Annotated in this window: 23 protein-coding genes and 1 pseudogene; 9 read left to right on the forward strand and 15 right to left on the reverse strand. The window is 66.5% G+C overall.

Translation table 11 applies throughout. The annotated features are described in order from the left end of the window. Window positions 1–4: 4 nt before the first annotated feature. Window positions 5–1,234: a S8 family serine peptidase gene (locus tag LNW71_RS05160; protein WP_250971902.1), complete on the forward strand. Its 1,230-nt coding sequence runs from the start codon at window positions 5–7 to the stop codon at window positions 1,232–1,234. After that, window positions 1,201–1,380 (forward strand): hypothetical protein, encoded by a 180-nt coding sequence (locus LNW71_RS05165; protein WP_250967154.1) that lies wholly within the window; start codon window positions 1,201–1,203, stop codon window positions 1,378–1,380. Before LNW71_RS05160 ends, LNW71_RS05165 begins: the two co-directional genes overlap by 34 nt. Here the strand turns inward: LNW71_RS05165 and LNW71_RS05170 are convergent. Continuing rightward, the gene (locus LNW71_RS05170; RefSeq protein WP_250967155.1) at window positions 1,373–2,458 is read right to left on the reverse strand and encodes a branched-chain amino acid aminotransferase; all 1,086 of its coding nucleotides are present in this window, start codon (window positions 2,456–2,458) and stop codon (window positions 1,373–1,375) included. The two genes, LNW71_RS05165 and LNW71_RS05170, sit on opposite strands and share 8 nt — an antisense overlap. 94 nt (window positions 2,459–2,552) lie before the next feature. On the opposite strand from LNW71_RS05170, the gene acpS reads away from it, so the two are divergent. Beyond that, the gene (gene acpS / locus LNW71_RS05175; protein WP_308294457.1) at window positions 2,553–3,305 is read left to right on the forward strand and encodes a holo-ACP synthase; all 753 of its coding nucleotides are present in this window, start codon (window positions 2,553–2,555) and stop codon (window positions 3,303–3,305) included. 269 nt (window positions 3,306–3,574) lie between these two features. On the opposite strand, the gene LNW71_RS05180 is transcribed toward acpS, so the two are convergent. Continuing rightward, window positions 3,575–4,438 carry an EcsC family protein gene (locus LNW71_RS05180; RefSeq protein ID WP_250967156.1) on the reverse strand — a complete coding sequence of 288 codons (864 nt, stop codon included), beginning with the start codon at window positions 4,436–4,438 and terminating at the stop codon, window positions 3,575–3,577. Window positions 4,439–4,698: 260 nt separating this feature from the next. Here LNW71_RS05180 and LNW71_RS05185 point away from each other — a divergent pair, with 260 nt between their 5' ends. The 3 genes from LNW71_RS05185 (at window position 4,699) to LNW71_RS05195 (ending at window position 6,850) form a co-directional block, all read left to right on the forward strand. Then, window positions 4,699–5,343 (forward strand): RHS repeat-associated core domain-containing protein, encoded by a 645-nt coding sequence (locus LNW71_RS05185; protein WP_308294458.1) that lies wholly within the window; start codon window positions 4,699–4,701, stop codon window positions 5,341–5,343. Window positions 5,344–6,170: 827 nt separating this feature from the next. Then, window positions 6,171–6,455 (forward strand): hypothetical protein, encoded by a 285-nt coding sequence (locus LNW71_RS05190; RefSeq protein ID WP_250967157.1) that lies wholly within the window; start codon window positions 6,171–6,173, stop codon window positions 6,453–6,455. Beyond that, the gene (locus LNW71_RS05195) at window positions 6,452–6,850 is read left to right on the forward strand and encodes a PIN domain-containing protein (protein ID WP_250967158.1); all 399 of its coding nucleotides are present in this window, start codon (window positions 6,452–6,454) and stop codon (window positions 6,848–6,850) included. Before LNW71_RS05190 ends, LNW71_RS05195 begins: the two co-directional genes overlap by 4 nt. Before the next feature lie 24 nt (window positions 6,851–6,874). On the opposite strand, the gene LNW71_RS36405 is transcribed toward LNW71_RS05195, so the two are convergent. Genes LNW71_RS36405 through LNW71_RS05210 form a run of 3 tightly spaced genes read right to left on the reverse strand, consistent with a single transcriptional unit; the run spans window position 6,875 to window position 8,321 of the window. Then, window positions 6,875–7,540, reverse strand: a complete 666-nt coding sequence (locus LNW71_RS36405; protein WP_308294459.1) for a hypothetical protein — start codon at window positions 7,538–7,540, stop codon at window positions 6,875–6,877. Then, window positions 7,519–8,001, reverse strand: a complete 483-nt coding sequence (locus tag LNW71_RS05205; protein WP_250967159.1) for a hypothetical protein — start codon at window positions 7,999–8,001, stop codon at window positions 7,519–7,521. Before LNW71_RS05205 ends, LNW71_RS36405 begins: the two co-directional genes overlap by 22 nt. Beyond that, entirely contained in the window at window positions 7,998–8,321 is a 324-nt protein-coding gene (locus LNW71_RS05210) for a hypothetical protein (RefSeq protein WP_250967160.1), read from the reverse strand. The genes LNW71_RS05205 and LNW71_RS05210 overlap by 4 nt, the downstream gene beginning before the upstream one ends. Window positions 8,322–8,639: 318 nt before the next feature. Here LNW71_RS05210 and LNW71_RS36835 point away from each other — a divergent pair, with 318 nt between their 5' ends. Further along, entirely contained in the window at window positions 8,640–8,798 is a 159-nt protein-coding gene (locus LNW71_RS36835; RefSeq protein WP_374119507.1) for a hypothetical protein, read from the forward strand. Here the strand turns inward: LNW71_RS36835 and LNW71_RS05215 are convergent. The 8 genes and pseudogenes from LNW71_RS05215 to LNW71_RS05250 all read right to left on the reverse strand — a co-directional run. Further along, window positions 8,749–9,282, reverse strand: a pseudogene (locus LNW71_RS05215) (transposase family protein); the annotation flags it as partial. The gene LNW71_RS36835 and the pseudogene LNW71_RS05215 overlap by 50 nt on opposite strands. 137 nt (window positions 9,283–9,419) lie before the next feature. Next, window positions 9,420–9,665, reverse strand: coding sequence for a hypothetical protein (locus tag LNW71_RS05220; RefSeq protein ID WP_250967161.1), 246 nt, complete (start codon window positions 9,663–9,665; stop codon window positions 9,420–9,422). A 1,019-nt stretch (window positions 9,666–10,684) separates the two neighbouring features. Then, complete coding sequence (locus LNW71_RS05225) at window positions 10,685–11,035, reverse strand: hypothetical protein (protein WP_250967162.1); 351 nt, start codon at window positions 11,033–11,035, stop codon at window positions 10,685–10,687. A gap of 63 nt (window positions 11,036–11,098) precedes the next feature. Beyond that, a complete protein-coding gene (locus LNW71_RS05230) occupies window positions 11,099–15,718 on the reverse strand; it encodes a putative T7SS-secreted protein (protein WP_374119508.1) in 4,620 nt (1,539 codons plus the stop codon). Next, on the reverse strand, window positions 15,715–16,392 hold the full coding sequence (locus LNW71_RS05235) for a hypothetical protein (protein ID WP_250967164.1): 678 nt from the start codon (window positions 16,390–16,392) through the stop codon (window positions 15,715–15,717). The genes LNW71_RS05230 and LNW71_RS05235 overlap by 4 nt, the downstream gene beginning before the upstream one ends. Next, window positions 16,358–16,867 (reverse strand): SseB family protein, encoded by a 510-nt coding sequence (locus LNW71_RS05240; protein ID WP_250967165.1) that lies wholly within the window; start codon window positions 16,865–16,867, stop codon window positions 16,358–16,360. The genes LNW71_RS05235 and LNW71_RS05240 overlap by 35 nt, the downstream gene beginning before the upstream one ends. A 444-nt stretch (window positions 16,868–17,311) precedes the next feature. Beyond that, the gene (locus LNW71_RS05245; protein ID WP_250967166.1) at window positions 17,312–18,715 is read right to left on the reverse strand and encodes a TRAM domain-containing protein; all 1,404 of its coding nucleotides are present in this window, start codon (window positions 18,713–18,715) and stop codon (window positions 17,312–17,314) included. A 138-nt stretch (window positions 18,716–18,853) separates the two neighbouring features. Continuing rightward, window positions 18,854–20,902 carry an APC family permease gene (locus LNW71_RS05250; RefSeq protein ID WP_250967167.1) on the reverse strand — a complete coding sequence of 683 codons (2,049 nt, stop codon included), beginning with the start codon at window positions 20,900–20,902 and terminating at the stop codon, window positions 18,854–18,856. Between the two features lie 340 nt (window positions 20,903–21,242). On the opposite strand from LNW71_RS05250, the gene LNW71_RS05255 reads away from it, so the two are divergent. After that, the gene (locus tag LNW71_RS05255) at window positions 21,243–21,911 is read left to right on the forward strand and encodes a TrkA family potassium uptake protein (RefSeq protein ID WP_250967168.1); all 669 of its coding nucleotides are present in this window, start codon (window positions 21,243–21,245) and stop codon (window positions 21,909–21,911) included. After that, window positions 21,911–22,588, forward strand: coding sequence for a TrkA family potassium uptake protein (locus LNW71_RS05260; RefSeq protein WP_250967169.1), 678 nt, complete (start codon window positions 21,911–21,913; stop codon window positions 22,586–22,588). Before LNW71_RS05255 ends, LNW71_RS05260 begins: the two co-directional genes overlap by 1 nt. Before the next feature lie 67 nt (window positions 22,589–22,655). Here LNW71_RS05260 and LNW71_RS05265 read toward each other — a convergent pair whose 3' ends face one another. Both LNW71_RS05265 and LNW71_RS05270 read right to left on the reverse strand, forming a co-directional pair. Next, complete coding sequence (locus LNW71_RS05265) at window positions 22,656–23,417, reverse strand: DUF3159 domain-containing protein (RefSeq protein ID WP_250967170.1); 762 nt, start codon at window positions 23,415–23,417, stop codon at window positions 22,656–22,658. 3 nt (window positions 23,418–23,420) lie between these two features. After that, complete coding sequence (locus LNW71_RS05270) at window positions 23,421–23,837, reverse strand: OB-fold nucleic acid binding domain-containing protein (RefSeq protein ID WP_250967171.1); 417 nt, start codon at window positions 23,835–23,837, stop codon at window positions 23,421–23,423. Window positions 23,838–23,861 lie beyond the last annotated feature (24 nt).

Here is a 23,861-nt window from a genome sequence, read left to right on the forward strand (position 1 = left end):
CGACGTGGAGTTGGCCCGCTTCGAGCGGTGCGGCGTGCTGACGGTCGTGCCCCGTTCGGCCACCGGTCTCGCGCTCGGCGACGACCCCGCGCTGCTCCTGCGCCACCGCGCTCAGGAGTTCCTTCCGGCGCCCGGCACCGTGGACCGGCTGGCGGACGCGTACGCCCGCGAGGGGCTCGACGTCGAGGCCCGGACGGAGGTGGGCATCACTGTCTCCGGCGCCCCCGCCCTGCTCGCGGAGGTCTTCGGCCACCCGGTGCGGCCGGTGCGGAACAAGTACATCCGGGAGACGGTCCGCCACGAGTTCGCCGCCGCCGGCCCGCTCCGCTCCCGGCTCCACACCGAGCTGGTCGCGGAGGTACGGGTCCCCCGGGCGGGCTTCGAGCTGGGCGTCGACGCCACCCCGCCTCTCCCCCGCGATGCCCGGTATCTGCGGCTGCCCGAGGACGCGGTGCGCCTCGCGGGCGCCGGCCGGTCGCACGCGGCCGGTGTCCGGGGCGACGGGGTCCGTGTCGTGATGGTGGACACCGGCCTGTACGACCATCCGCACCACCGCGCCCACGGCTACCGCACGACGGTCGTCCCCGCGCTGTCCGCCCTCGATCCCGCCGTGGACGAACGCGGCCACGGCACCGCCATGTCGGCGCTGCTGCTCGCGGTCGCACCGAGGGCCGACCTCACCATGGTCAAGATGGCCTGCGAAAGCTTCTCCTTCCCGGTGGCCGCCTTCCAGCGGGCGGTGGAGCTGGCCCCGGACGTCATCTCGTGCAGCTGGGGCACCTTGCGCGCGGAGCCGCACCTCCATCTGGAGGTCGCGAACGCGGTGCGGCGCGGGATCACGGTCCTGTTCGCCGCCGGCAACGGTTCCACGGACCGGCGTACCGCCATGTTCCAGTCGGTGGCGACCCCGGACGCGATCACGGTCGGCGGGGTCCACGTGGGGCCGGACGGGCACAGACAGGCCGCCGACCTGGCTTCCAGCTACCGCTCGGACGTCTTCCCCGGCCGCCGGGTCCCCGACCTGTCCGGGCCCTGCGGCACGCTGCCGCACGGCGACTACGTGGTGTTCCCCACCCAGCCCGGGTGCATGTTCGACCGCCGCAACAGCGCGTACGACGGCACCGCCCCGACGACGGGTGGCTGGTGTCCAGCGGAACATCGGGAGCGACGGCGTATGCGGCCGGAGTGGTGGCGCTCGCGGTGCAGCAGGGCATCGGCAAGGGCCGCGCGCTGACCGCCGCGGACCTGGCGGACGCCTGTCTGCCGGTGACGCAGGGGCGGACGCTGACCGGCGACGACTGCGGCGGGACCTGCCCGAACGAGGCGGTGGGCCACGGCCTGCTCACCGCCTCGCTGCGCGCGGCTCCCGCGCTCAGATGAGGCGTCGCATCCAGCCGAAGTGGTCCTCGACGCGCCCGAACTGAATGTCGACGAGGCTGCGGCGCAGCTTCATGGTGACCGAGTCCTCGGCGCCCGTGTCCGGTGCGGTCACCTCGCCGTCCTCCCAGACGAGCCGGCCGACGGGAGTGACGACGGCGCCGGTGCCGCAGGCGAACACCTCACGGATCTCGCCGGTGCGGGCGCCCTCCTGCCATTCGCGGATGTCAACGGGCCGCTCCTCGACGTCGAGGCCGAGATCCTTGGCGAGGGTGAGGACGGAGGCGCGGGTGACGCCCTCCAGGATGGTGCCGAGCTCCGGCGTGATGAGCCGGCCGTCGCGGGTGACGAAGTACAGGTTCATACCGCCGAGTTCCTCGACGTACCGCCCCTCGGTGGCGTCCAGGAAGCAGACCTGGTCGCAACCGTGCTCCTCGGCCTCCAGCATGGGCGCGAGGCTGGCGGCGTAGTTGCCGCCGCACTTCGCCGCACCGGTGCCGCCGCGCCCGGCCCGGGTGTACTGGCTGGAGAGCCAGATGGAGACGGGCTTCACGCCGCCGGAGAAGTACGGGCCGACCGGCGAGGCGATGACCATGTACGTGACCTCGGCCGCGGGCCGCACACCGAGGAACGACTCGGAGGCGAACATGAACGGCCGCAGGTAGAGGCTCTGTTCGCCCTGGTCGGGCACCCAGTCACGGTCGGCGCGCACCAGTTCGGTGACGGAGTCGAGGAAGACCTCGACGGGCAGCTCGGGCAGGGCCAGCCGGCGGGCCGAGCGGTTGAAGCGCTCGGCATTGGCCTCGGGCCGGAAGGTCCACACCGAGCCGTCCGCATGGCGGTAGGCCTTCATGCCCTCGAAGATCTCCTGCGCATAGTGCAGGACGGCGGCGGCCGGGTGCATCGGGATGGGGGCGAACGGCACGACGGCGGCGTCCCGCCAGCCGCCGTCCTTCGTCCACATGACACGGACCATGTGGTCGGTGAAGTACTGCCCGAACTTGGGGTCTTCCAGGATCTCGGCGCGACGGGCGCGACTCACCGGGCTGGGATTGGCCTCGACCGTGAACCGCACACTCATCGCAGGGACCCTCTCGGTTCCGTGGTGCATTGTTGGGTAGCGGCAGGCACCATATCCTGCGGCCGAGCGGGCAGCAAGGAGAAGGGATACCGGCGTGGCGCCTCACACGACATGGACAGAACGCCTGGTCGGCAGGCGGGTCCTGTGCATCGGAACGGACCTGGCGGACGTGGCGGAGATGCGGAATGTACTCGCCCGTCAGCCGTCCTTCAGGGCCAAGGTGTTCACCGAGGCGGAGTGCGCCTACTGCGACATCATGAAGGACCCGGCCGAGCGGTACGCGGTCCGGTTCGCCGCCAAGGAAGCGGTGTTGAAGGCACTGGGCACGGGCCTCGCCGGTGCACCGCTCACCGATATCGAGGTCCGGCGGGCCCCCGAGGGAAAGCCCTCCCTCCAACTCGCGGGCAAGGCGGCGGCATTGGCGGAAGCGGCGGGCGTCCGTACCTGGCTGGTCAGCCTCACGCATACGGCGACGCAGGCGCACGCGATGGTGGCGGGGGTGGGGGCGAGGGGTGAGGGGGTGAGCGCGGGGCCGGTAGCCCTGGGCGTAGTAGTGGTTGGCGGGCGCGAATTCGGTCAGGGCCAGGCACGCGGGGCGCGTGTGGCGCAGCGGCTTGCCTTGGTTCTTACGGGCGTTGGCGGGTTACTCGACTGGGTTCGCCCCCGGCCCGGCTCGCCGCTCACAGATGCGGGTCGATGCAGTCCAGCAGTTGGGGTGGGAGAAGGGGCCTTGACCCCTGATGTTGGACACACGAGGCACTGGATCCTGAGGATCTGGGGACGGACATCTCGTGGCCATGAAGAACTACCCGCCGGAGTTCAAGGCGGACGCGGTCGCGCTGTATGAGTCGCGTCCCGAAGCGACGATCAGGTCGGTCGCAGCCGATTCGGGGATACACAACACCGCTCGAATCCCGGCCGCCGAAACCCGACTCTCGAATCCCGCAGCTCAAGCGTCGGCCCGGGCCCCTCCGCGATCCCCCGAACGAATGACACGGGGGCTCCACGGCGCTCGGATTCCGGGACTCAAGACTCGAGCGCCGAAGCGACGACCGACAGACCCCGACGGGGCAGACCCAGCAGGCGACACCCTCTCGCACACACCTGCCGCCCGCCTCAGGACTGACGACGCCTCACGATGCGCCAGTCACGGCCCGGCCGGGGAATCTTCACCTGTTCCTCCGCCAGGAAGGCCTCGTCCTGTACGACCTCACCCGGGATGACCTGAGTGGCGGGCTGGGCGAGATCCAGACCGGAGAGGTGGGTCTTCAGCCGCCTCGCCATCGGGCGGAAGGTCGCGAAGGTGAGCGTGCCGGACACGGCGGCCCCGACGACGGGGATGGCCTTGGAGACGGATTTCGCGAAGGTCTGCTTCGTCATCTCGACGCCGAGGTATGCGGCGACCTTCTTCACGACCGGATAGACGACACCCTGGGTCAGTGCCCTCTGCGGCAGCTTCTTGATGACCTGCTCGGACATCGCCTTTGCCACCTTCCCCACGGCGGCGTTCGCGGAATGGGTCCCGAACATCACTCCGAAGAAGAGGGTGAGAACTCCCTTGGTGGCATCGTCGAGTTCGTCGCCGCCATCCTCGGAGAACAGATTGGGCCAGCTGTAGAGGTAGGCGAGCTTCTGCGAGATGCGCAGCATGTGGCCGATGTACTGGGCCAGATCGGCCGGCACGGTCGCGGGGAGTGCCAGGGCCCCAGGGAATCCGGCCGCTGCGGAGAGGGCGCTCACCTTGGCAGTCTCGTAGCGGATGGACTCGTTGGCCACTCTGTCCAGCACCTCAAGGGGGATTCCGGCCGCCGCGGGGCTCTCCGCTGTCGCCATGCGGACTTCGTACTCCGAGCAGTGGCGGGCCAGCGCCGTCCGGAGGTAGGCCTCCCTGTCGACGCGCACGCCCGGAAGCCTTGCTGCACCGAGCAGGAGAGCGGAGAAGCGCGACTCCGGGTTCTCCATCAATTTTCGTGTAGCCATGCCGAGAACGTACTCCAGACAGGTGGCACGTATCCCTCGAATCGGTCACTCAAAGGACGGTGTTGCGCCGCGGACCGGCCCGGGATCAGTCTATGCAAACCGTCGCCTTCCCCGAGGTCGTCCCGTCGGGCTTGTCCCGCTCCACCACGTCCACGTAGGGCGCGATGCGCACAGAAGTGCCTGCGAAGCGGGGGCAAGGCGCAGCGGGTCGTCCGTCACCGTCGCGTGCCAGCCGTCGTCAAAGGTCAGTCTCATGGTCAATGCCGCCCTATTTGATCTGCTTCGCCGGGGCCTTCCGCAACGGACCCCTCGGCCTGACCGCCCAGACCACCGCGGGCCAGGACACCGGTTTCATCGGCGACCCCAAGGGCACGCTGGACTCCATGACATCCGGGGGGAAGTCCTACTACTACCTCGCCGACGCCCACGGCTCGGTCATCGCCAGCGTGAACGAAGCGGGCACCAAAGCCAACACCTACGACTACAACCCCCGCGGCGAAACCCGCGCTACCACCAAGGAAACCGCCCCTCAGCCCTACCGCTACGCCGGCGCCTGCCAAGACCCCACCCAGCTCTACAAAATGGGCGCCCGCAACTACGACACCAACCTCGGCCGCTTCACCGCGACCGACCCTTCCGGCCAGGACACCAACCCCTACCTCTACGTCACAGGCGAACCCTTAAACCGGATCGATCCCGATGGGTTGTTCGGCTTCAATAGCTTCATCGAGGGAGTCGGACACGCCATGGCCGCTACAGCCGCGGCCTACGGTTTCGGTGCGGGCTTCGCGACCTGCGTCCCGTCCAGAGGGGTTGGGTGTGTTGCCGGCGTCGCCTCTGGCGGTGCGGCCCTCGTAGAGGAAACCAACGCGCACAAGAGTCTCACGACGGATTTCAACGAATGAGCCCGGCCTCCAGAACGCAAATCGCCATTTCCGGGGCTGCCCTTGCCCTGGTTGTCGCGGTGGTTGTCATCGCTCTAGTGATCGACGCCGATGTAGTTAACGCCGTGAGAGTAGCGGGATCCATTCTCATAGGCGTGGCAGCCCTGCTCGCCATCATCAAGTTGATGAGACGGATGAAACGCAGTCAGCAGTAAGACGACACCCTCTGTGGCCCCAACGCCCAGGCGTTGGGGCCACAGACGCTCCCGCTCTCACCACCGCAGCACCTGCGGCGTCAGTAGCCTCCCGAGATAGGTGACAGCCAACTCACAATGGAGCGCGAACATTATCCGAGCGGCGATGACACAGGATCCAGCGGGACCAGGTCGGCATCGGCTGCCTAACGCCACCCTCCGGACCGCGGCACTTCACCGCGACCTGGCCGCTCTTTCCGACAGGCCTCACCCGCCGCGCCGCCACCCGCGCGAACGACCGCTTGACGCTCCTTCAGAAGGTGCGTCAACCGTGCGCCAGCAGGGCCTCACTAGCGTCGAACATGCGTCAAGATACCGCCCGTAACGCCCACAGCGCCGATAATGCACACTCGGCGAAACCGCAGGTCAGGCACCCTTTACGGCAGGTTCAAGGATCGCCCAGCACTCGACATCCTTGGTCATCGCAAAAGATGTAAATCAAAGAACATATGAAAGGAAACCGCAGGTCAGCGGCACATCAGGAGCAGGTCGACCTCATGGTCAACGTGCGTTGCGGGCGCTGCATGCGATCTCTTGACGCACGTTCTCACCCAGGAGGTCGCCGTCTGGCATTAGAAATGCCATAATCCTGTCATGGCTGACGACGACAGCGAATTCTTCCCCGGCGATGGCCCCAGCAGCGGCATCTCCGTCTCCCTCACCGCGGGCACCTTGCAGGCCATTCGCGAGCGGGTAGGCAAGCGCGGCGTGTCCGCATATCTGGAAAAGGCCGCCCAACGCCAGATCGAGCGCGACAACCTGGACGAGCTGATCACCGACTTCGAGACTGTCAACGGCCCCGCCGACCCGGAGGCCGTGGCCGCCAAGCGGGCCCGGCTTACCGGTACCCCCTCCTCCGAGGCCGGTGCGGCCGCGTGAGCGGCGCTCTCCTCCTGGACAGCGAGGGCCTGGCCAAGGCCGTCCAGCGTGACCGCGAGGTCCAGGAGTGGCTCACCGCAGCCCGCGACGCCGACCTGCCCGTCCTCACCTCCGCCGCAGTGCTGGTCGAAGTGATCCACCCGAAGATCAACGACGCTGCGCTGAAATGGACGCTGTCCCGGCTCCGGGTCGAGCCCGTCACTCAGGCCATCGCCCAGTCGGCGGCGACGCTACTGCGCGCAGCCGGACTCCACGGCCACAAATACGCCGTCGACGCCATGCTCTGCGCCACCGCCCTGGCCCAGCCCGGGCACGTCACGATCCTGACCTCAGATGTCGAAGAAATCGTCATGCTCACCGCCGCTCACGCACGGATCACGACTGAGAAGGTCTGACGCAGCCCGAGCCCAAGCCAATCCCTACCCGCACCACAAGCCACTTGTAAGGGAAGGGTCTGCCGCACGATTGGGTGACACCTGAACTGGCTTGCCCTGTGGGGCGGGTGGGAAGGATGTCGCTGGGCCCCTCATCCGGAAGAGTTCCGCCAGGATGTTGTGCGGGTCGCGCGGAACCGCGGCCCGGGCGTGACGGTCGAGCAGGTGGCCGCCGACTTCACCGAGCTTGATCCGCTCGGACTGGTCCGTCGACCCGTACTGCCCCGCATACGTCGTGCCCGCCACGGTGACCGAGGTCATCCGGGCGTAGTCCGACCACTTCTCCCCCGTCCTGGTGCCCTCGGGGCTGGAAGCGCCGGCGGTCTCATTGCCGATCTTGTCGTAGGACCAGTTCGACGCCGAACCGTTCTTCGAGGTGGTCTGCTGCGCGTCATTGACCGAGTACGTGGTGCCGCCGGGGCAGCCAGAAGCAACGCCGGAGACGGCGTCCGTGCTGGTGCGGATCTTGCCGCCGTCTTTCTTGGCGTCATCCTTGCCTACGTAGGCGTAGTCGCAGGCGAGGTCGACCAGGGTGCCCTTGGGTGAAGTGGCCTTGATCTTCTCCGGGCGGCCCGACTTGTCCGGGGTGACCGCCTGGACGACGGGTCGACGGGCCAACGGCGTCGCTTTCAGCCGAGGCTGACGCTCCATACGTCTCCATGCCCCAGCGATTCGTCGCGCTCCTCATGGTCATTGCTGACCAGGACGGATACCTTCGTTGCAGATGCGCGGTACTCCAGAAAATCACCTTGATCGATAACTTGAAGGGCGGGAGGATTCGGCAGCCTGGAAAACTCGTCGCACAATTCACCCCATGTAAGGTATTGGGGAAACTCGTCGCGCATGGCAGCATGCCACCGATTGACCATATCGCTGCGGGCCGCCAGCCTGTGCAGCTCGATGGCACCCCCGGATACGCACCAGTCCTGACCGGAATTCAGATAAAATTCGATGAAACCATAGTCACGTCTCATTGAATCACCGTCCTCGTCGACAATATCCACGAAATCACAGTTAATTTTCTGCTGAAGATTCGTGAGTGTAGAGCCGATGCCAATCCCGTACAGTCGCCCAGATGCGATGAATGAGGCGATCAGTTTAACCGCGCTCACGGATATCCCTCCAATTTTTCGATGAGTGCTTTCATTTCATCCGCCCGGTTCTTTTTATTTCCCCAGTTGTGATCAAGCATATGCTCCCGGGCGGACCTGGCCTTGATGAGTAGATCGGTGCGAAGCTTGGGATCGGTGTTCACGGCGTCCACGGCTGCCTGGACGCTCTTGTCCGAGGCCCAGCCGTGTTCGAGCCTGATCGGTGCACCCGCAATGTTGCCGTTATCATCCACGAACACGTGCACTTCATCCTCAAGACCCGGCTTTTTCTTCAGTGGGATGTGAATGTGGGCGCCTTTGGTGGCCCAATCGGCTGCCACGGGAGATACGCGTATCCTGCAGGGCTTCAGCCCCAACGGGTCGGCCCATGTATGCGGGTTCTCCACATACGTCAGGCCTTGGGGGCAGGGGCGAGGCCCAGGGGATCAGCGGTCAAATAACGGGCCGTTTCGGGGTCCGGCATTTCTGGACCGTGTGCTACCGCGAGCCACGCAGCGTCGGAGGCCACCAACGCGAACGGAGCTTCGAGAAAGTGGCAGGCAGACGCAGTCTCACAACTGCAACGAGACAAGTACGAGGGTTTCCTCCTTGACCCCCGCCGCGGGCAGATCGCATTGAGCGATTACGCCGAGCAGTGGTTGGAGCGCCAGGCCTTCAGCGACTCCACCTACCGCAACTACGAGGGCTTTCTGCGCATCCATCTGCTCCCGCAGCTCGAAGACCGGCCTCTGGGCGGGATTGAGCCTCTTTCAAGGCGCCGCCAGAGCCGACGTGCGCGTCGGCCAAGACGTCGATGATGCCGTGGGTGCGGGCTGCCTTGATGTCGTGCACGGCGCCGGGCAGCGCGGCCGAGGCCCACAGCAGGCGGCCGAACGGGTCGGTGATGACCCGCACGTTCATGCCGTGCTTCTTCTGCTTCCCGGAGTAGTAGGGCCGGTCGGAAGCGATCCGATGGATCGGCAGCAGTGTTCCGTCCAGGATCACGAATGCCTTGCCTGAAGCGGCCTTCACTGCGGCGCGCAGGTTTGGCGCGAGCGCGGCCAGCAAGTCGACCGCCTCCGCCACGTACCGATATACGGTGGTGGTGCCGACGCCGAACCCGACGGCGAGCTGGGCGTAGGTGTGGCCACACCGCAGATGTGCCAAGGCCAGCAGGGCCTGACGACCCGCGCTCAGACGACGCCAGCGGGTACCGCTTTGGCGACGCTGGGCGCTCAGACGATTGGACAGGAAGCGCAAGGCGGAACTGGACACGTCGATCCCGGACGGGTAAACAAGCACGCGAAGCCTCTGGTGGAGACGGTTCTCTTGGTCGAGAACTCATCTACCAGGGGCTTCACCACGCTGTCAGCTCAACTGGGCATCTTGGCCGCCGGCTGGAAGACTTCGACGTACCGAGTCGCAAGTGCTGCGCCGAGTCAGGCGTCGTTCATCAGAGCACTCAGCTCGGCGTCAGTGGTCTCGGCCCTGAGCCGAACATCGAAGTTGTAGCCCTCGTCGCAGAAGATCAGATCGAGGTCCGCCGGAGCGAGCTTGCGGAAGGCGACTGCCAACCACGCAGCGTCCTCGTGCCAGACGTCCAGGTACAGGCAGGCCCCATCCTGATGCAGATATGCCTCGCCCGGACCGCTCTTCGTCTCGAAGTGCCAGCTGCTGCTTCGCACCTCACTTCGGTGCGTCGAGTCCACCTCAACATCTGGCCACCGAGCCCGGATCGCCGCAGTCAGCGCCTCGCGGTCGACCCGCCATCCGCCCGCCTCACCGTCAACCAGTACCAAGAACTGCGCCATCGCAGGTGTCTATCACCCGGCTCCGACACTCGGCCCGGCATCGTCAGACTGAGGTTGGAAAAGGCTCAAGGAGCCATCCTCGGCTGCAACCCCGATGATCACCCTGCGACCGCCTACCTGACGACCTGTCAATAATTGCGTCAAACGAGCGTCACCATTCGTGACAGAACATCATTTCAGCAAGGCGATATCGCATGTAACGACCACACCGCCAAAAGGAGCGTCTTTCGAACTAGCAGGTTAGGGCCCCTCTGCGGGCCGATCAAGGCCCGCAGACGGGCTCCACGTGGTGCGCACTTCGGAAAACAGGTCGGCATAGTCCAACAGGAAGGCACAAGAAAGGGTAAAGCCGCAGGTCAAAACACCTTTGTGCTCGGCTCCAGAATCGCCACGCATTCAACGTGCGAGGTCATCGAAAACACGTCATGGGAGGCGAGTGCCGACATACGCACAGGTCAGTGCCGGTTTCCGCCACCTTGATCAGCCTGGCGAACACCCAGAGCATCAAACGAGCGTCACGACCATACCCATCAGCGTTTCCTATCGGGCCAACAGGGCGGACAGCCTCCTCGTCGGCCTCCGCCGCGCCTGCCTGCAGACCCTCCTCCGGCACCGACTCGTACACGAAGCGTGCAACCGACGCTGGGCCCGAAACCGCGTCCCACGCATCGCCGTAAGCGTCACCCCTCGCGCACTCGCAGACGTGCAGGCCCGGCCTGCACGAGGAGCCAGACGTGGCGGGATCCGACCGCACAAGATCGGGAATCACTGTCCGGCTTCCTCATCGCGAAGTCCGGGTCCGTCATGCCGACTTCCTCCGGCTGGATTCGGTGATGCAGAGTGGAGCAGACGAATCGGGAGAGTGGGCACGATCAGCGGATTTCACGTGCGACTCACGAGAAGAGGGATGTTTCAGTGATGGACACTTCTGGAAATACTTGCACTCTGAGCTCTCCTGAGGTGTCTCCAGTTTCGAATTTTACGACAAGTCGTGTCTCACCGTCTCCCTCCTGGACGCGGAGTAGAATCGCCCCTTCTCTAAACATATTCAACAGGACCTTGCCGGATGGCGTGCACCAGCGCACAGTTACCGACTGCCCAACCGCGTCGTACGAAAATGTCAAATCTTCACCAGTGACATCGACGAGGTTGACGGTCCTCTGAGTCTCACCAGTGATGTCTGGTTCGACTCCCAGTGCGTTGACGATCTCCTGTGGATCAGGTGTGACGAATTCAGATGGCAAGGAATTTCCTCCTGGACGTCTCGTGCGATAACCCGCTCGAACTGTAAGCAGCCGGCAGATACCTCAACTGCGGAATATTACCGTCGATAGCCTGTATCCGCCGTCGGGCATGACCTGCCAGGTACTCTCCACGCCGAGCATTCCATGCGGGCCATATAGTACGGATTTCGTTTTCCCGAAATTACCCCATTCGTTGGTGAAATGTTCCGAGAATCCATTACCGGTTGCCTCCTTCAAGTGTTCGGTCAAGAATTGGCGAGAGGCCGGAGTATCATGAAATCCTATACTCTTGAGCTGGTTGGCATTTTGTATAGCCCTCGGCGTGTTGTGAGGATCTGGCTTCACGTCCTTATTGAACAGGTAATCCAACTTTCTCGGGTTGATTTCGGGACAGGGGGAAAGCCCAAAAGGATCTGCTCCCGTGTGAGGATTTGCGACGTAGGCATCCGAGTTGGGTGAAGGCGCGATACCCAGGGGGTCGACAGAGACGTATCGGGCGGTTTCCGGATCGTAGTGGCGATGAAAGTTGTAATGCAGGCCGGTTTCCGGATCGAAGTACTGGCCGGGGAAGCGAAGCGGTGTGTAGGCGATGCTGGTGGTGGACCAGGTGGTGGTGCCCCACAAGGTACTGCGGGTATACCAGGCCAGACTGCCCGATTCGTCGATGAGTTCGGTCGGTGTTCCGATGAGATCGGTGACTACGGCAAAGAATCGCTCGTCGACGGTGTCCTGCGGGGCACTGGCCGAGAGGATGCGCTCCATCTGGGTGACAGGGCGGAGCCCGTCGTGGTCCCAAGTGAGGGCAACCGGGTTGGCCAGACCTTCGGCGGTGGTTATCTGTTCGCACAGAGTGGTTCCGTCCCAGGTAAATGAGACTTCCTCACCCACTGCGTCGCTTTGGGCTTGCAAGCGTTGCTTGGCTATGCGGCGACCGAGAGGGTCGTAGAGATAGCGCCAGCGTGCCCCGTCGGGAGTGGTGACCGAGGTGAGCCGGTCCTCGGAGTCCCAGGTGTAGCGCCAGGTTTCCGGTGCGCGGGAGAGGCGGGTCTTCTGACGGAGGACGATGCGGCCCTGGGCGTCGTGCTCGTAGCGGACGCGGCCAGCGCGGGTGAGCCGTGTGCCTGTGTAGGTACGTTCGCCCGTGGCCTCGTGACCAGGGTGACCTGCAGGCCACGCTGCCTGTGTCTGGTTGCCCGCCTGGTCATAAGCGTAGATTTCGCTCCAGTGCGTGCCGTCGACCACCGTCACCCGGCCCACGGCGTCAAGCTCGAATTGGCGGGGTCCGGAAACGCTGTCCTGGATGCCGATGAGGTTTCCGTCTGCGCGGTAGGTGTAGGCGCGGTGCTTCAGGCTTCGTCTCCGGGCCCATACATGCTCGCTGATGAGGCGGCCCGCCGTGTCGAATTCACGGGTGAGGCTGATCGACTGCCCGATGTGCCGGGCGCTCTCCTGTCCGACGGCGTTCCGTGTGAACCCAACGGTTCGGCCGGAACTGCTGAGGCTGCTGCATCGCCCGGCGGCATCGTAATCCGAGGTGCTCGTCACGCCGGATGGGGTTGTTCGGGAGATCCGTCGCCCCAACGTGTCGTAGCCATAAGTCAGTGTGCGTCCGTTTACGGTCTCGCACCTGAGCCTCCCGTGCCGATCGTGCAAGCGGGTGAGAGTCGCTTCAGGGCTGACGGCACAGGCTAGTTGGTCGAAGATGTCGTATTCAAAGGTGGTGACCGCGCCGTCCGCATACTTGCGTAGCAGCTGCCCGATTTCGTTGCGCTCGTAACGGATGCTCTGGCCGAGCCCGTTGGTGCGAGTGGTCAGGCGTCCGGCCTCGTCGTGACCATATGCAAGTGTGCGACCGTCGAAGTCGGTCTCCGCTGCGAGACGACCGTTGGGATCGTAGGTGTAACTCCATTTCAAGCCGTGCGGGTTGCCTACCTCAGCCAGCCGAAGATTGGTGTCATAGGTGAACTCGTAGCGAGCCCCGTCCGGGCCCGTTCGGGCTGCAAGGAGGTCGAAGTCGGTGAACTCGAAACGGCTGACCGTGCCCATGGCATTGGTATGGGACAGGCAATTACCTTCGCCGTCATGCGTCCAAGATTCCTCGCTGCCGTCATGCTCGGTACGCCGAGCCAGCCGGCCTTCAACTGTCCATTGGTATCGGCTGGTTGCTCCGAGGGCGTCGGTGACAGCAACTGGTCGGCCGAAGGCGTCGTGTTCGTAGCGAGTCGTCGCGCCCAGCGGGTCGGTAATCTGGGTGGGCAGACCGGCACTGTCGTATCGTGCCTCGGAGCGATGCCCGAGGGCATCCGTCACAGTTATGACGTTCCCGGCCTCGTCGTGCGAATAGGTCGTTGTCGCGCCGGAGGCGTCAGTGACCAACGTTCGGTTGCCGCGCTCGTCGTAGCTCTGTCGGGTGACCGTTCCGTCTGTGCCCTTCACGCGCACCGGTAAGCCGAGGGTGTTGTAGTCGGCGGTCAGTTCCCGCCCGTCCGGTCGGACCACCGAGGTGAGGTGGCCGTGTTCGTCATAGGTGGAACGGCTGACGTAACCGAGTGGGTTCGTCACCGCGAGCAGCCGGTGGAATCGGTCGTACTCGAAGCGGGTGGCTGCTCCCAAGGCATCGATCTCAGCGGCGACCTGGGAGCGGCCGTTGATCACGTACCGCTTGGTGTGGCCGAGCCCGTCGGTCATGGACGTCATGCGCTGGCCGGTGATGGGGTCGGTGTCGTCCCAGGTGAAGTGGGCTTCGAGGTGTCCGTTGGTGCCGGCCTGGTACACGCAGCGGTCGTGTTCGTCGTAGACGTATTCGTATCGGCTGCCGTTGGTGTCGGTCCACGCGGTGATGCGGCCGTGTTCGTCGCAGTCGAAGCGCAGGGGCTTGCCTGAGGAGTTGGTGGTCTCGGTGAGGTGGCCGTCGGTGTAGCCGTAGCGGAGGATCTCCTGGTCGGTGCCGTCGGGGGCGGCGCCTGCCAGGTGCAGGGCGGTGACTCTGCCTTGGTGCGTGGTGAGCTTCAGGTGGTAGCCGCCGTGGTGCACGATCGATGTCGGAGCACCGTTTTCGTCGTACTCGAAGGCGATCCAGCGGCCGTTGCGGTCGTCGATCTGGGACAGGAGCGCCAGCTCCCCGGTGGAATAGTCGACGAAGTGCCGGACCTGGCCGGTTTCCGGGTCGGTGACGGTGTACCCGTCGCTCACCCGGTCCAGGGGCCAGCGCCGGCCGTGCGTCGGCATGACCGGGACGCCGGGCGCGGGATGGGGATAGGCCAGCAGGCTGCCCTCTGCGCAGCTGAACACCACGCCTTCCGCATCGATCTCCAGGCGCTGGTCGACGGTGCTCGACCAGCCGGACCCGAACCAGTTACCGGCCCGGTAGGAGGAGTCGAAGACCCGCTCGAAGGCAAGGGGCAGCGAACCGGGCAGCGCGATGTCCGTCTGCTGGAGCAGCATGCGGCCGGTCGCGACGTCGATGGGGTCGCCGGCGCATTTGACCTCGTTGCACTTCTTGGCGTTGGAGTCGGGGTTCTTCTCGTGGCCGTGCCTGCTTTTCCCTTTGGGGCGTTCGAGGAGGTCCTTCATGCCGGCCCGTAGGCCGCTCTTGAGGAAGCCGCCGCCCTTGGTGCCGAAGAGTTCGGGGACGAGTCGGCCGAGGAATTCGGAGGGGTCGCCCTTGGCCGCGGACCAGGCGTTCTGCAGTGCCCGGTCGGGGTTGGCGGCGGTGGATGCGAGGCCGGCGAGCGTCATGTTGACGCCCTTGTAGTACTCGGCCGGGTGGGTCAGGTTGTACGGGTCCTGCGGGTTGACCGACCGGACGAAGTTCACCAGTCCCGCGGTGCCCTTGATCACTCCGCCGCCGAAGTGGGCCAGCTCGATTCCCTGGCCGACCTCGTAGTCGATGAGCTCCTGCTTGGCACGGGCCAGACCGGTGGGCTCCTTGGGAGCGTGCGCCATCGCGGCGGTGATGGCCGTCTTGGCTACTTCGGCGGCCTCGTTCCGCGCCCGCCGCGCGTCTTGAAGGATCTCCTGGGCGCGCCGGCGTTTGGCTATGCCCGGATCGGTGAACTGTCCCGGATGCGGGAGGGGATGATCGGTGTTGCGGACCGCGTTGTACGCCTCCGCCTTCTCCTTGAACGCGGCAGCCGCGGTCTCGTAGTCCTGCTTGCTCTCCTTGTAGAGGGCTATCGCCTCAGCAGCCTTGGCCTGTGCGCTCGTGACCGTCCCGGCGTACGTCTCCAGTGCCGCGGCCGCGTCCTCGCACGCATCGGCTGCCCGCAGCCAGTCCGTGGGCAGCGTCTCGAACTTCGCCCGGAAGGCATCGGCGGCAGCCCCCTTCCAGTGACCGGAGTCGAGCCGCTTCATCCCGCCGCCGACGAGGTCGAACGCCCGGTAGAAGTCACGGAGGTTCGTCACCGCCGCACTGATCTTCTCCGGCCGTCCATGGATCAGCTCGTCCGCTTCCTCACTCTGACCGAGCTGCTGCTCCCCGATCTCCGCCCCGAGCGAGGAGGCGGTCTCATCACCCCAGTCCTCGACCGCGTCCGCCCACTGATCCGCGCCGACCTTCTCCAGGCCCGAGCCGACAATGTCGGTGCCCTCGTCGATGACCTCACCGGCGAACTCCTTGCCCTTGTCGACCAGCTTTCCCGCACCGTCGTACAGGTCTCCGCCGAGCTTCCCCCAGTCCATCAGCGGTTCTCTCCCCACCGCGGCTTCTCGGCCTGATCGATCGTCTCCTGCGACGGATCAAGCCGCTCCCTCAGCTTCCCGTCCGCCGCCTCCCGCACATCCGGGTCCACCATTCCGGAGCGTTCCATCGAGTCGAGCAGGGAATCCTGCACGTCGTAGGTCGTGTCCTTCCAGGTCTGCTTCACCTCTTCGTGCGCCTGTCGCATCGACTCCTCGCTCCAGTCCGGGTTGTCATACGAGGTCTGGGTGCTGACCGTGTCCCAGCTCATCTCCTTGACCTCGTCCTCGGACAGGTGCGGATTCCCGTTCAGGGAGTTCACGCCGATCTTGACCGAGTCCTTCACGTACTGCTCCTGCTCGGCGAAGCCCCCCGCCGACAACCCCACTCCCAGCGCAAAACCGTTGCCCCTCTGCGTGAGAGCCCGCACACCCCACTCCCACCGATCGCAGAATGTCCCGAACTCCGACGTCAGCCCGCCATGCCCCAACTCCAGCCCCGACAGAGCCAGATCCGAGAACCCCCGGCCCATCGACGCCTCCCCGGTCATCCCGAGATCCTTCAACTCCGCATGCGCCAGATCGATCCCCTTCGCGATCTCCGCCAACGCCTCCGGCGGCACCCGGAGCTCCGCCCCTCGCCACTCACCGCAGCCCCCCAAGATCCACAGCAACCGCATCCGGCACAATCCCCGCCACCGGCGGAAACAACATCCCGCCGTCCGCACTGCCCGCGTCCAACGCCACCCCCGCAGGCCCCGGCAACATCGGCACCATCACATCCAGCAACCGGGCACCCAAAACCGCCCGGAACACCCACTCACGCCCGGCTTCCCCACGGGCTTCCGCGAACCGGGCCAACGCAGCCTCGTCCGAGAACGCACAGATCCAACGGACCCCGTTCTGCTCCGCCGACCACAGATCCCCGGCCTCGTCCAGCGGCACCAGCACCGCCGTACGCCGAAACTCACCCAGCAACACAGCAAACTCATGCCGAGCCGCCGCTGTTTGATCTCCCTCCAGCGTCACGGCTGGGCCCAGTTCCAGGGCCACACGCGGTATTGGCCGCACCTCGGGAGCAGGCCAGTCAGCCAAGTCGGCAATCTTCGGACGCTGGACAGGCGGTTCTGCTACGTCATCCCCGTTATCGAACATCTACCGAATGCTGTCACGGCACGCTTCACCGGAGCAACGAGCAAAACTGGCCAGCCAGTCATGGCCCGCACCCGGCCCAGCTCCACGCTCGCCGGGATTAACCCATCCGACGCGAACGGCCACGAACCCGCGACGCCCACGCCCCGGCCGTCCGACTCGAAGCACATCAAGGGCACCGGGAACCGAGCTGCCCGTCATGGTCCGAGATTCCGAAATAGCCTCGCGATCGCCCCGGTGACCAGAGCCATGCAGCTGGGCCCGAGCCTCAGAGCAAGCGTCATCCGAGCGTCAAGAATTTTCGAACGAGGCCATGAAATCGCCGCAGCCGTGGTCGTTTCGCCATGAAATCTCAGGTCAAGCCCCCGCCGGGAGCCGATCTGTCCGCTCGACCCGCTGCACAGCCGGAAACAGGTCGAGCGACTCATCCACCCACAAAACCCCAGGTCAGTCGTCCTTCTTCACCGGCTCCAGAATCGCCACGCACTCCACGTGATGCGTCATCGGGAACAGGTCGAACGCCCGCAGCGTCCGGACCTTGTAGCCGCCCTCGGCGAAGTACGCCAGGTCCCGGGCCAGTGCCGCCGGGTCGCAGGCCACGTACGCGATGCGGCGGGCGCCGAGGGCGGCGAGGCGCTTTACCGTCTGCTTGCCGGCTCCCGCGCGGGGCGGGTCCAGGACGATCAGGTCGGCCTCGGTGATGCCGGTGCGGGGCAGGATCTGATCGACCTTGCCGTGCTCGATGCGGACCCGCTCCAGGTCCTTGAGGTTGTGGCGGGCGTCCTCGACCGCGCGCTTGCCGGACTCGATGCCGAGCACCGCGCCCTTGTCGCCGAGGCGCTCGGCCAGGGAGCCGGCGAAGAGGCCGACGCCGCAGTACAGGTCGAGGGCCATTTCGCCCTTGCGCGGCATCAGGCCCTGCATGACGGCCTTGACCAGGGTGTAGGCGGCCTGCGGGTGGACCTGCCAGAAGCCGCCGGAGCCGACGCGGTAGGTGCGCTCGTCGGCGCGCTCGCGGACGAAGCCGCGGCCGTGGACGCGGTGCACGCCGCCGTCGTGCTCGTCGACGCGCAGCACCGAGACGGGCTTGTCCAGCTCGACCAGCGGGAGGCGGCCGCCCGAGCGGGGGGTGAGGATGACCTGGCGGTCGCTGGAGCCGGTGGCGGCGATGGCCTCCACCGTGGCCATCTGGGGCCAGTCCTGCTTCTCGATGCCGAGCTCGGAGACGCCGGGGGCGGCGATCAGGCACTGGTCGATGATCTCGATGTCGTGCGAGCGGTGCTTGCGCAGGCCGACCCGGCCGTCCTCGTCGATGGCGTACTGGACGCGGGTGCGCCAGGCGGGGACCTCGCCCGGCGGCAGCTTGTCGCCCTCGGCCGGCATGACGGTGCCGTCCCAGCCCGCCTCCTCGGGGGTCAGGCCCGCGAGGTGCTGGAGCTGTTCGGTGATCACTTCGCCCTTGAGCCGTCGCTGGGCGCCGGGCTTGGCGTGCTGCCAGTCGCAGCCGCCGCACTTGCCGGGGCCCGCGAACGGGCACGGGGCCTTCACGCGGTCCTTGGACTCCTCGATGATCCGTACCGCGTCGGCGCGCAGGAAGCGGGAGTCGGCGGCGCCGTCGGTGACCCGGGCGACGACCTTCTCGCCGGGGAGCGTGTGGCGCACGAACAGGACCTGGCCCTCGGAGGTCCGGGCGATGCAGTGGCCGCCGTGCGCGACCGGGCCGACCTCGACCTCGTACTCCTGCCCCACGAGCGATTCCGCTGCCTGCGCCGCCTCGGGCCGCGCCTGAGCCACCTGCTCGTCCTCGGCCTGCGTCTCCCCGGTCTGCGGCGAAGTGGATTCGTTCTGCATGTGGGGGTGGCTCCAGAGATCAAGGGAAACGGGGGAACGAGCGCAAAGAGAAAGCGGCCGGACAACAACCTACGAGTCTACGTGGGTGTCGTCCGGCCGCTTACCACGCCGCCTGCCGCGAGTGGCGGCTGCCGCGCGTCAGCCCTTGTGCGTGGGCTCCTTGTGCTTGCGTTCCACCGGGCCTCGTCGCACCGAGCCGGGTGCGGTCCAGTTCGCGCGCCTCCTGGCGCGCTTCTTGGCCGCCTCGGAGGACTCCAGCTGGTAGGGGACGGAGGTGACCATCACGCCGGGCGTGAAGAGCAGCCGGCCCTTGAGGCGCAGGGCGCTCTGGTTGTGCAGCAGGTGCTCGTACCAGTGCCCGACGACGTACTCGGGGATGTAGACGCTCACGACGTCGCGCGGGCTCTCCCGGCGCAGGCCCTTGACGTACTCGATGACCGGGCGGGTCACTTCGCGGTAGGGCGAGTCGAGGATCTTCAGCGGTACGTTGATGCCGCGCCGCTCCCAGTCCTCCTTCAGCGCCTTCGTCTCGGCCGCGTCGACGCTGATGGTGAGCGCCTCCAGGTGGTCCGTGCGGATCAGCTTCGCGTAGGCGAGCGCCCGCAGGGTGGGGCGGTGGAGCTTGGAGACCAGGACGATCGAGTGGACCCGGGAGGGCCGGACGCTCTCGTCGGAGGGGGTCTCGTCCGCGGCGATCTCCTCGGCGACCCGGTCGTAGTGCTTACGGATCGCGGTCATCGTGCCGTAGAAGATCACCATGCCGAGCAGCGCGACCCAGGCGCCGTGGGTGAACTTGGTGGCGAGTACGACGACGAGCACCAGGCCGGTGAAGAAGGCGCCGAAGGTGTTGATCGCGCGGGAGCGGATCATGTGGCGGCGCTTGAGCGGGTCCTTCTCGGCCCGCAGGTGCCGGTTCCAGTGCCGGACCATGCCGGTCTGGCTGAGCGTGAAGGAGACGAACACGCCGACGATGTAGAGCTGGATCAGCCGGGTCGAGTCGGCCCCGTAGATGACGACCAGCAGGATCGCGGCGCCCGCCAGCAGCACGATGCCGTTGGAGAAGGCGAGCCGGTCGCCGCGGGTGTGCAGCTGACGGGGCAGGTAGCGGTCCTGGGCGAGGATCGAGCCGAGCAGCGGGAAGCCGTTGTAGGCGGTGTTCGCGGCCAGGAACAGGACGAGCGCGGTGGCCGCGGCGAGGACGACGAAGAAGAACGTGCCGTCGCCGAAGACGGCGGCTGCGACCTGGGAGATCACCGGGTCCTGCACGAAGCTCGATCCGACCGGGGAACCGTTGTTGATCAGGTCCTTCGCCGGGTTCTCGGCCATCTTCACGTCGGTGGCCATGGCCAGCCCGATGATGCCGCAGAACATGGTGACGGCCAGCAGGCCCATCGCCGCGAGGGTGGTGGCGGCGTTCTTGCTCTTGGGCTTGCGGAAGGCGGGGACGCCGTTGCTGATCGCCTCGACGCCGGTGAGGGCCGCACAGCCGGAGGAGAACGCCCGCAGCAGCAGGAAGACCAGGGCGAAGCCCGCCAGGCCCTGGTGCTCCGGCTTGATGGTGTAGTCCGCGGTCGGGGCGTGCATGGTGTCGCCGAGGACCAGTCCGCGGAAGGCACCCCAGATGATCATGATGAAGACGCCGGCCACGAAGAGGTAGGTGGGGATGGCGAAGAGCTTCCCCGACTCCTTCACGCCGCGCAGGTTCATCAGTGTCAGCAGCACGATGGCCGCGACGGCGCAGGCCGTCTTGTGCTCGACGACGAACGGGATCGCGGAGCCGAGGTTCTCCACACCGGAGGCGATCGACACGGCGACGGTCAGGACGTAGTCGACCAGCAGGGCGCTGGCCACCGTCAGTCCGGCCTTCGGGCCGAGGTTGGTGGTCGCGACCTCGTAGTCGCCGCCTCCGCTCGGGTACGCGTGCACGTTCTGCCGGTACGAGGCGACGACGGTGAACATCAGGACCACGACGGCGACCGCGATCCACGGGCTGAAGTGGTAGGCCGACACGCCCGCGATGGACAGCACCAGGAGGACTTCTCCGGGTGCGTACGCCACCGAGGACAGCGGGTCGGATGCGAAGACGGGCAGGGCGATCCGCTTGGGGAGGAGCGTCTCCCCCAGCTTGTCGCTGCGCAGGGCCCGTCCGATCAGGATCCGTTTGGGCACGTCGGTCAGTTTGGACACGCTGAGGATCGTAAGGGTTCCGTATGGGGCCCGCCCACGCACCACCCCCATGGCCCCGAATCTCCTGCACTCGGCCGGGAACGCCACGGAATCCTTAACGAAATCCTTGCACCCGGGCCCCCTGGATCGCCCCTGAACACCTCGGCGGGCCGCCCCTTTGCCTCGTCGGCCCCGGGTTGAGCACACTCGAATGAGGCAACGTACCCGGCGCCGCATAAGCTCATCCTGGGCAACGGGACGAACCGTTGCCCCATTGTTTGCCCGGCCAGCCGAGGAAAGAGTGTGAGCAGGGTGTTTTCGCAGGTCAGCCGGACGACCAGGACTGCGAGGTAGGCGCAAGGTGCACATCGTCATCATGGGCTGCGGGCGAGTAGGAGCCGCTCTCGCGCAGACCCTGGAGCAGCAGGGGCACACGGTCGCCGTCATCGACCAGGACCCCACGGCATTCCGGCGCCTCGGCTCCGGGTTCGGCGGCCGTCGCGTCACCGGCGTCGGTTTCGACCAGGACACCCTCCGTGAGGCGGGGATCGAGGAGGCCGGTGCGTTCGCCGCGGTGAGCAGCGGCGACAACTCGAACATCATCGCGGCCCGGGTGGCGCGCGAGATGTTCGGCATCGAGAACGTCGCGGCCAGGATCTACGACCCGCGGCGTGCCGAGGTCTACCAGCGCCTCGGCATCCCCACGGTCGCCACCGTGCGCTGGACCGCGGACCAGATGCTGCGCCGGCTGCTGCCCTCGGGCGCCGAGCCGCTGTGGCGGGATCCGAGCGGCGGTGTGCAGCTCGCCGAGGTGCACACCACGCCGTCCTGGATCGGCCACAAGATCAGCACGCTGCAGGAGGAGACGGGCGTCCGCGTGGCGTTCATCACCCGGCTGGGCGAAGCCGTACTGCCGTCGTCGCAGACGGTGCTCCAGGAGGGCGACCTGGTCCACGTGATGATGCGTACGGACGAGATCGCGAAGGTCGAGGCGGCCTTCGCCGAGGGCCCTGAGGAGGGCGGTCACTGATGCGTGTCGCGATTGCCGGGGCCGGTGCGGTGGGCCGTTCCATCGCGGGCGAGCTGCTGGAGAACGGGCACGAGGTGCTGCTCATCGACAAGGCGCCGACCGCGATCTCGGTGGAGCGGGTGCCGATGGCCGAGTGGCTGCTGGCGGACGCCTGTGAGATCACCTCGCTGGACGAGGCTGCGTTGCAGCGCTGCAACGTCGTGATCGCCGCGACCGGCGACGACAAGGTGAACCTGGTCGTCTCGCTGCTCGCCAAGACGGAGTACGGCGTGCCGCGGGTCGTCGCCCGGGTGAACAACCCGAAGAACGAGTGGCTGTTCAACGAGTCCTGGGGCGTGGACGTGGCGGTCTCCACGCCGCGTCTGATGTCGGCCCTGGTCGAGGAGGCGGTGAGCGTCGGTGATCTGGTCCGGCTGCTGCGCTTCAGCCACGGCGACGCGAACCTGGTCGAGCTGACGCTGCCCCCGGAGTCGGCGCTGGCCGGCACCCGGGTCGGCGAGGTGGCGTGGCCCGAGGACACCTCGCTGGTCACGATCATCCGCGGACAGCGGGTTCTGACGCCGAGCGCGGAGGAGAGCCTGGAGGCGGGTGACGAGTTGCTGTTCGTCGCTGCTCAGGCGCGCGAGGAGCAGTTGGAAGACCTGCTGTCGGTGCGCCGGGGCGACCCGGAGAGCTGAGCGAGGCGAAGGGGCCCGGTACCGCCGATGGCGGTACCGGGCCCCTTCGTGTGTCCGGCCGTGCTGCTCAGAACTCCTGGCTGCGGGCCGCTTCGGCGGCCGCAGCCTTCCGGTCCTTCTCGGCCTGCTCCTCGGCCTCCATCTCGGCGAAGACGTCGATGGGCGGCGGTGCCTTGGCGAGGAAGACCCAGGTGAGGTAGACCGCCAGCAGGAACGGCGGGATCTTCAGGGCGACCAGGACCCAGCCGAACTGGGTGGTGTCGCCCCACCAGTAGAGCGGGAAGAGGATCGCGCACTTGGCGAGCAGGATCAGGCCCCAGGCGTAGCTGGCCTTGGCGTAGGCCTTCTTGCGACCCGGGTTCCTGGTGCGCCAGGAGAGGTTCTCCTTGAACACCGGGCCCAGGATCAGGCCGATCAGCGGCAGCCCGGCGACGGTGGTGACCAGGTAGGCGAGGGCCAGGCCGAGCGTGTAGATCATGCCCGGCAGGTAGAAGTCCTTGGCGTTGCCGGTCATCTTCGCGAAGACGACGCCGAAGGCCACACCGAAGACACCGCTGAAGGCGTGCTTGACGGTGTCCCTGCGGATCAGCCGGACGGCCACGAGCACCAGCGACACCGCCACGGCCGCGATGGCCGAGTACGTCAGGTTCTTGTCGATGGTGAAGATCGTGACGAAGAGCAGTCCGGGCAGGACTGTCTCCACCATGCCCCGGATGCCGCCGAAGGCCTCGAAGAGCGCGGCCTCGGTGACCGCCTTCGCGTCGGCCTCCTGCTGGTCGGTGCGGGTGGTGGGGTCCGTGTCGGACGTCGGCTTGTCAAGAGACGTCACCGGCTACTCCTTGCCGAGCGGTCGGAGTTCGTATTTGGGGTTGAACAGCACCCGGCGCCCGTGACTCATGGCGATCCGGCCCGAGGCGATGAGCTTGCGGCCCGGTTCGATGCCCACGATGGAGCGGCGGCCGAGCCAGACCACGTCCAGCGGGGCGGTGCCGTCGAAGAGCTCCGCCTCCAGGGCGGGCACTCCGGCGCGCGGTCGCAGGGTGACCGTCCGCAAGGTACCAGTGACCTTCACGATCTGGCGGTCACTGCACTCGGAGATCCGGGTGCAGCCCGATGCCTGCGAGTCCTCCGCGAGCTCCTCGCACTCCAGGTCCTCCTGGGAAGTGGACAGCCGGTCGAGCATGCGCCGGAAGCGCCCGGACGGCCGCTCGGCCTTCCCGGCCTTCTCGAATCGAGGAACAGCACTCATACCCGAAGGGTACCGGTCGCCGGG

Source organism: Streptomyces sp. RKAG290 (assembly GCF_023701695.1).
GTDB lineage: Bacteria > Actinomycetota > Actinomycetes > Streptomycetales > Streptomycetaceae > Streptomyces.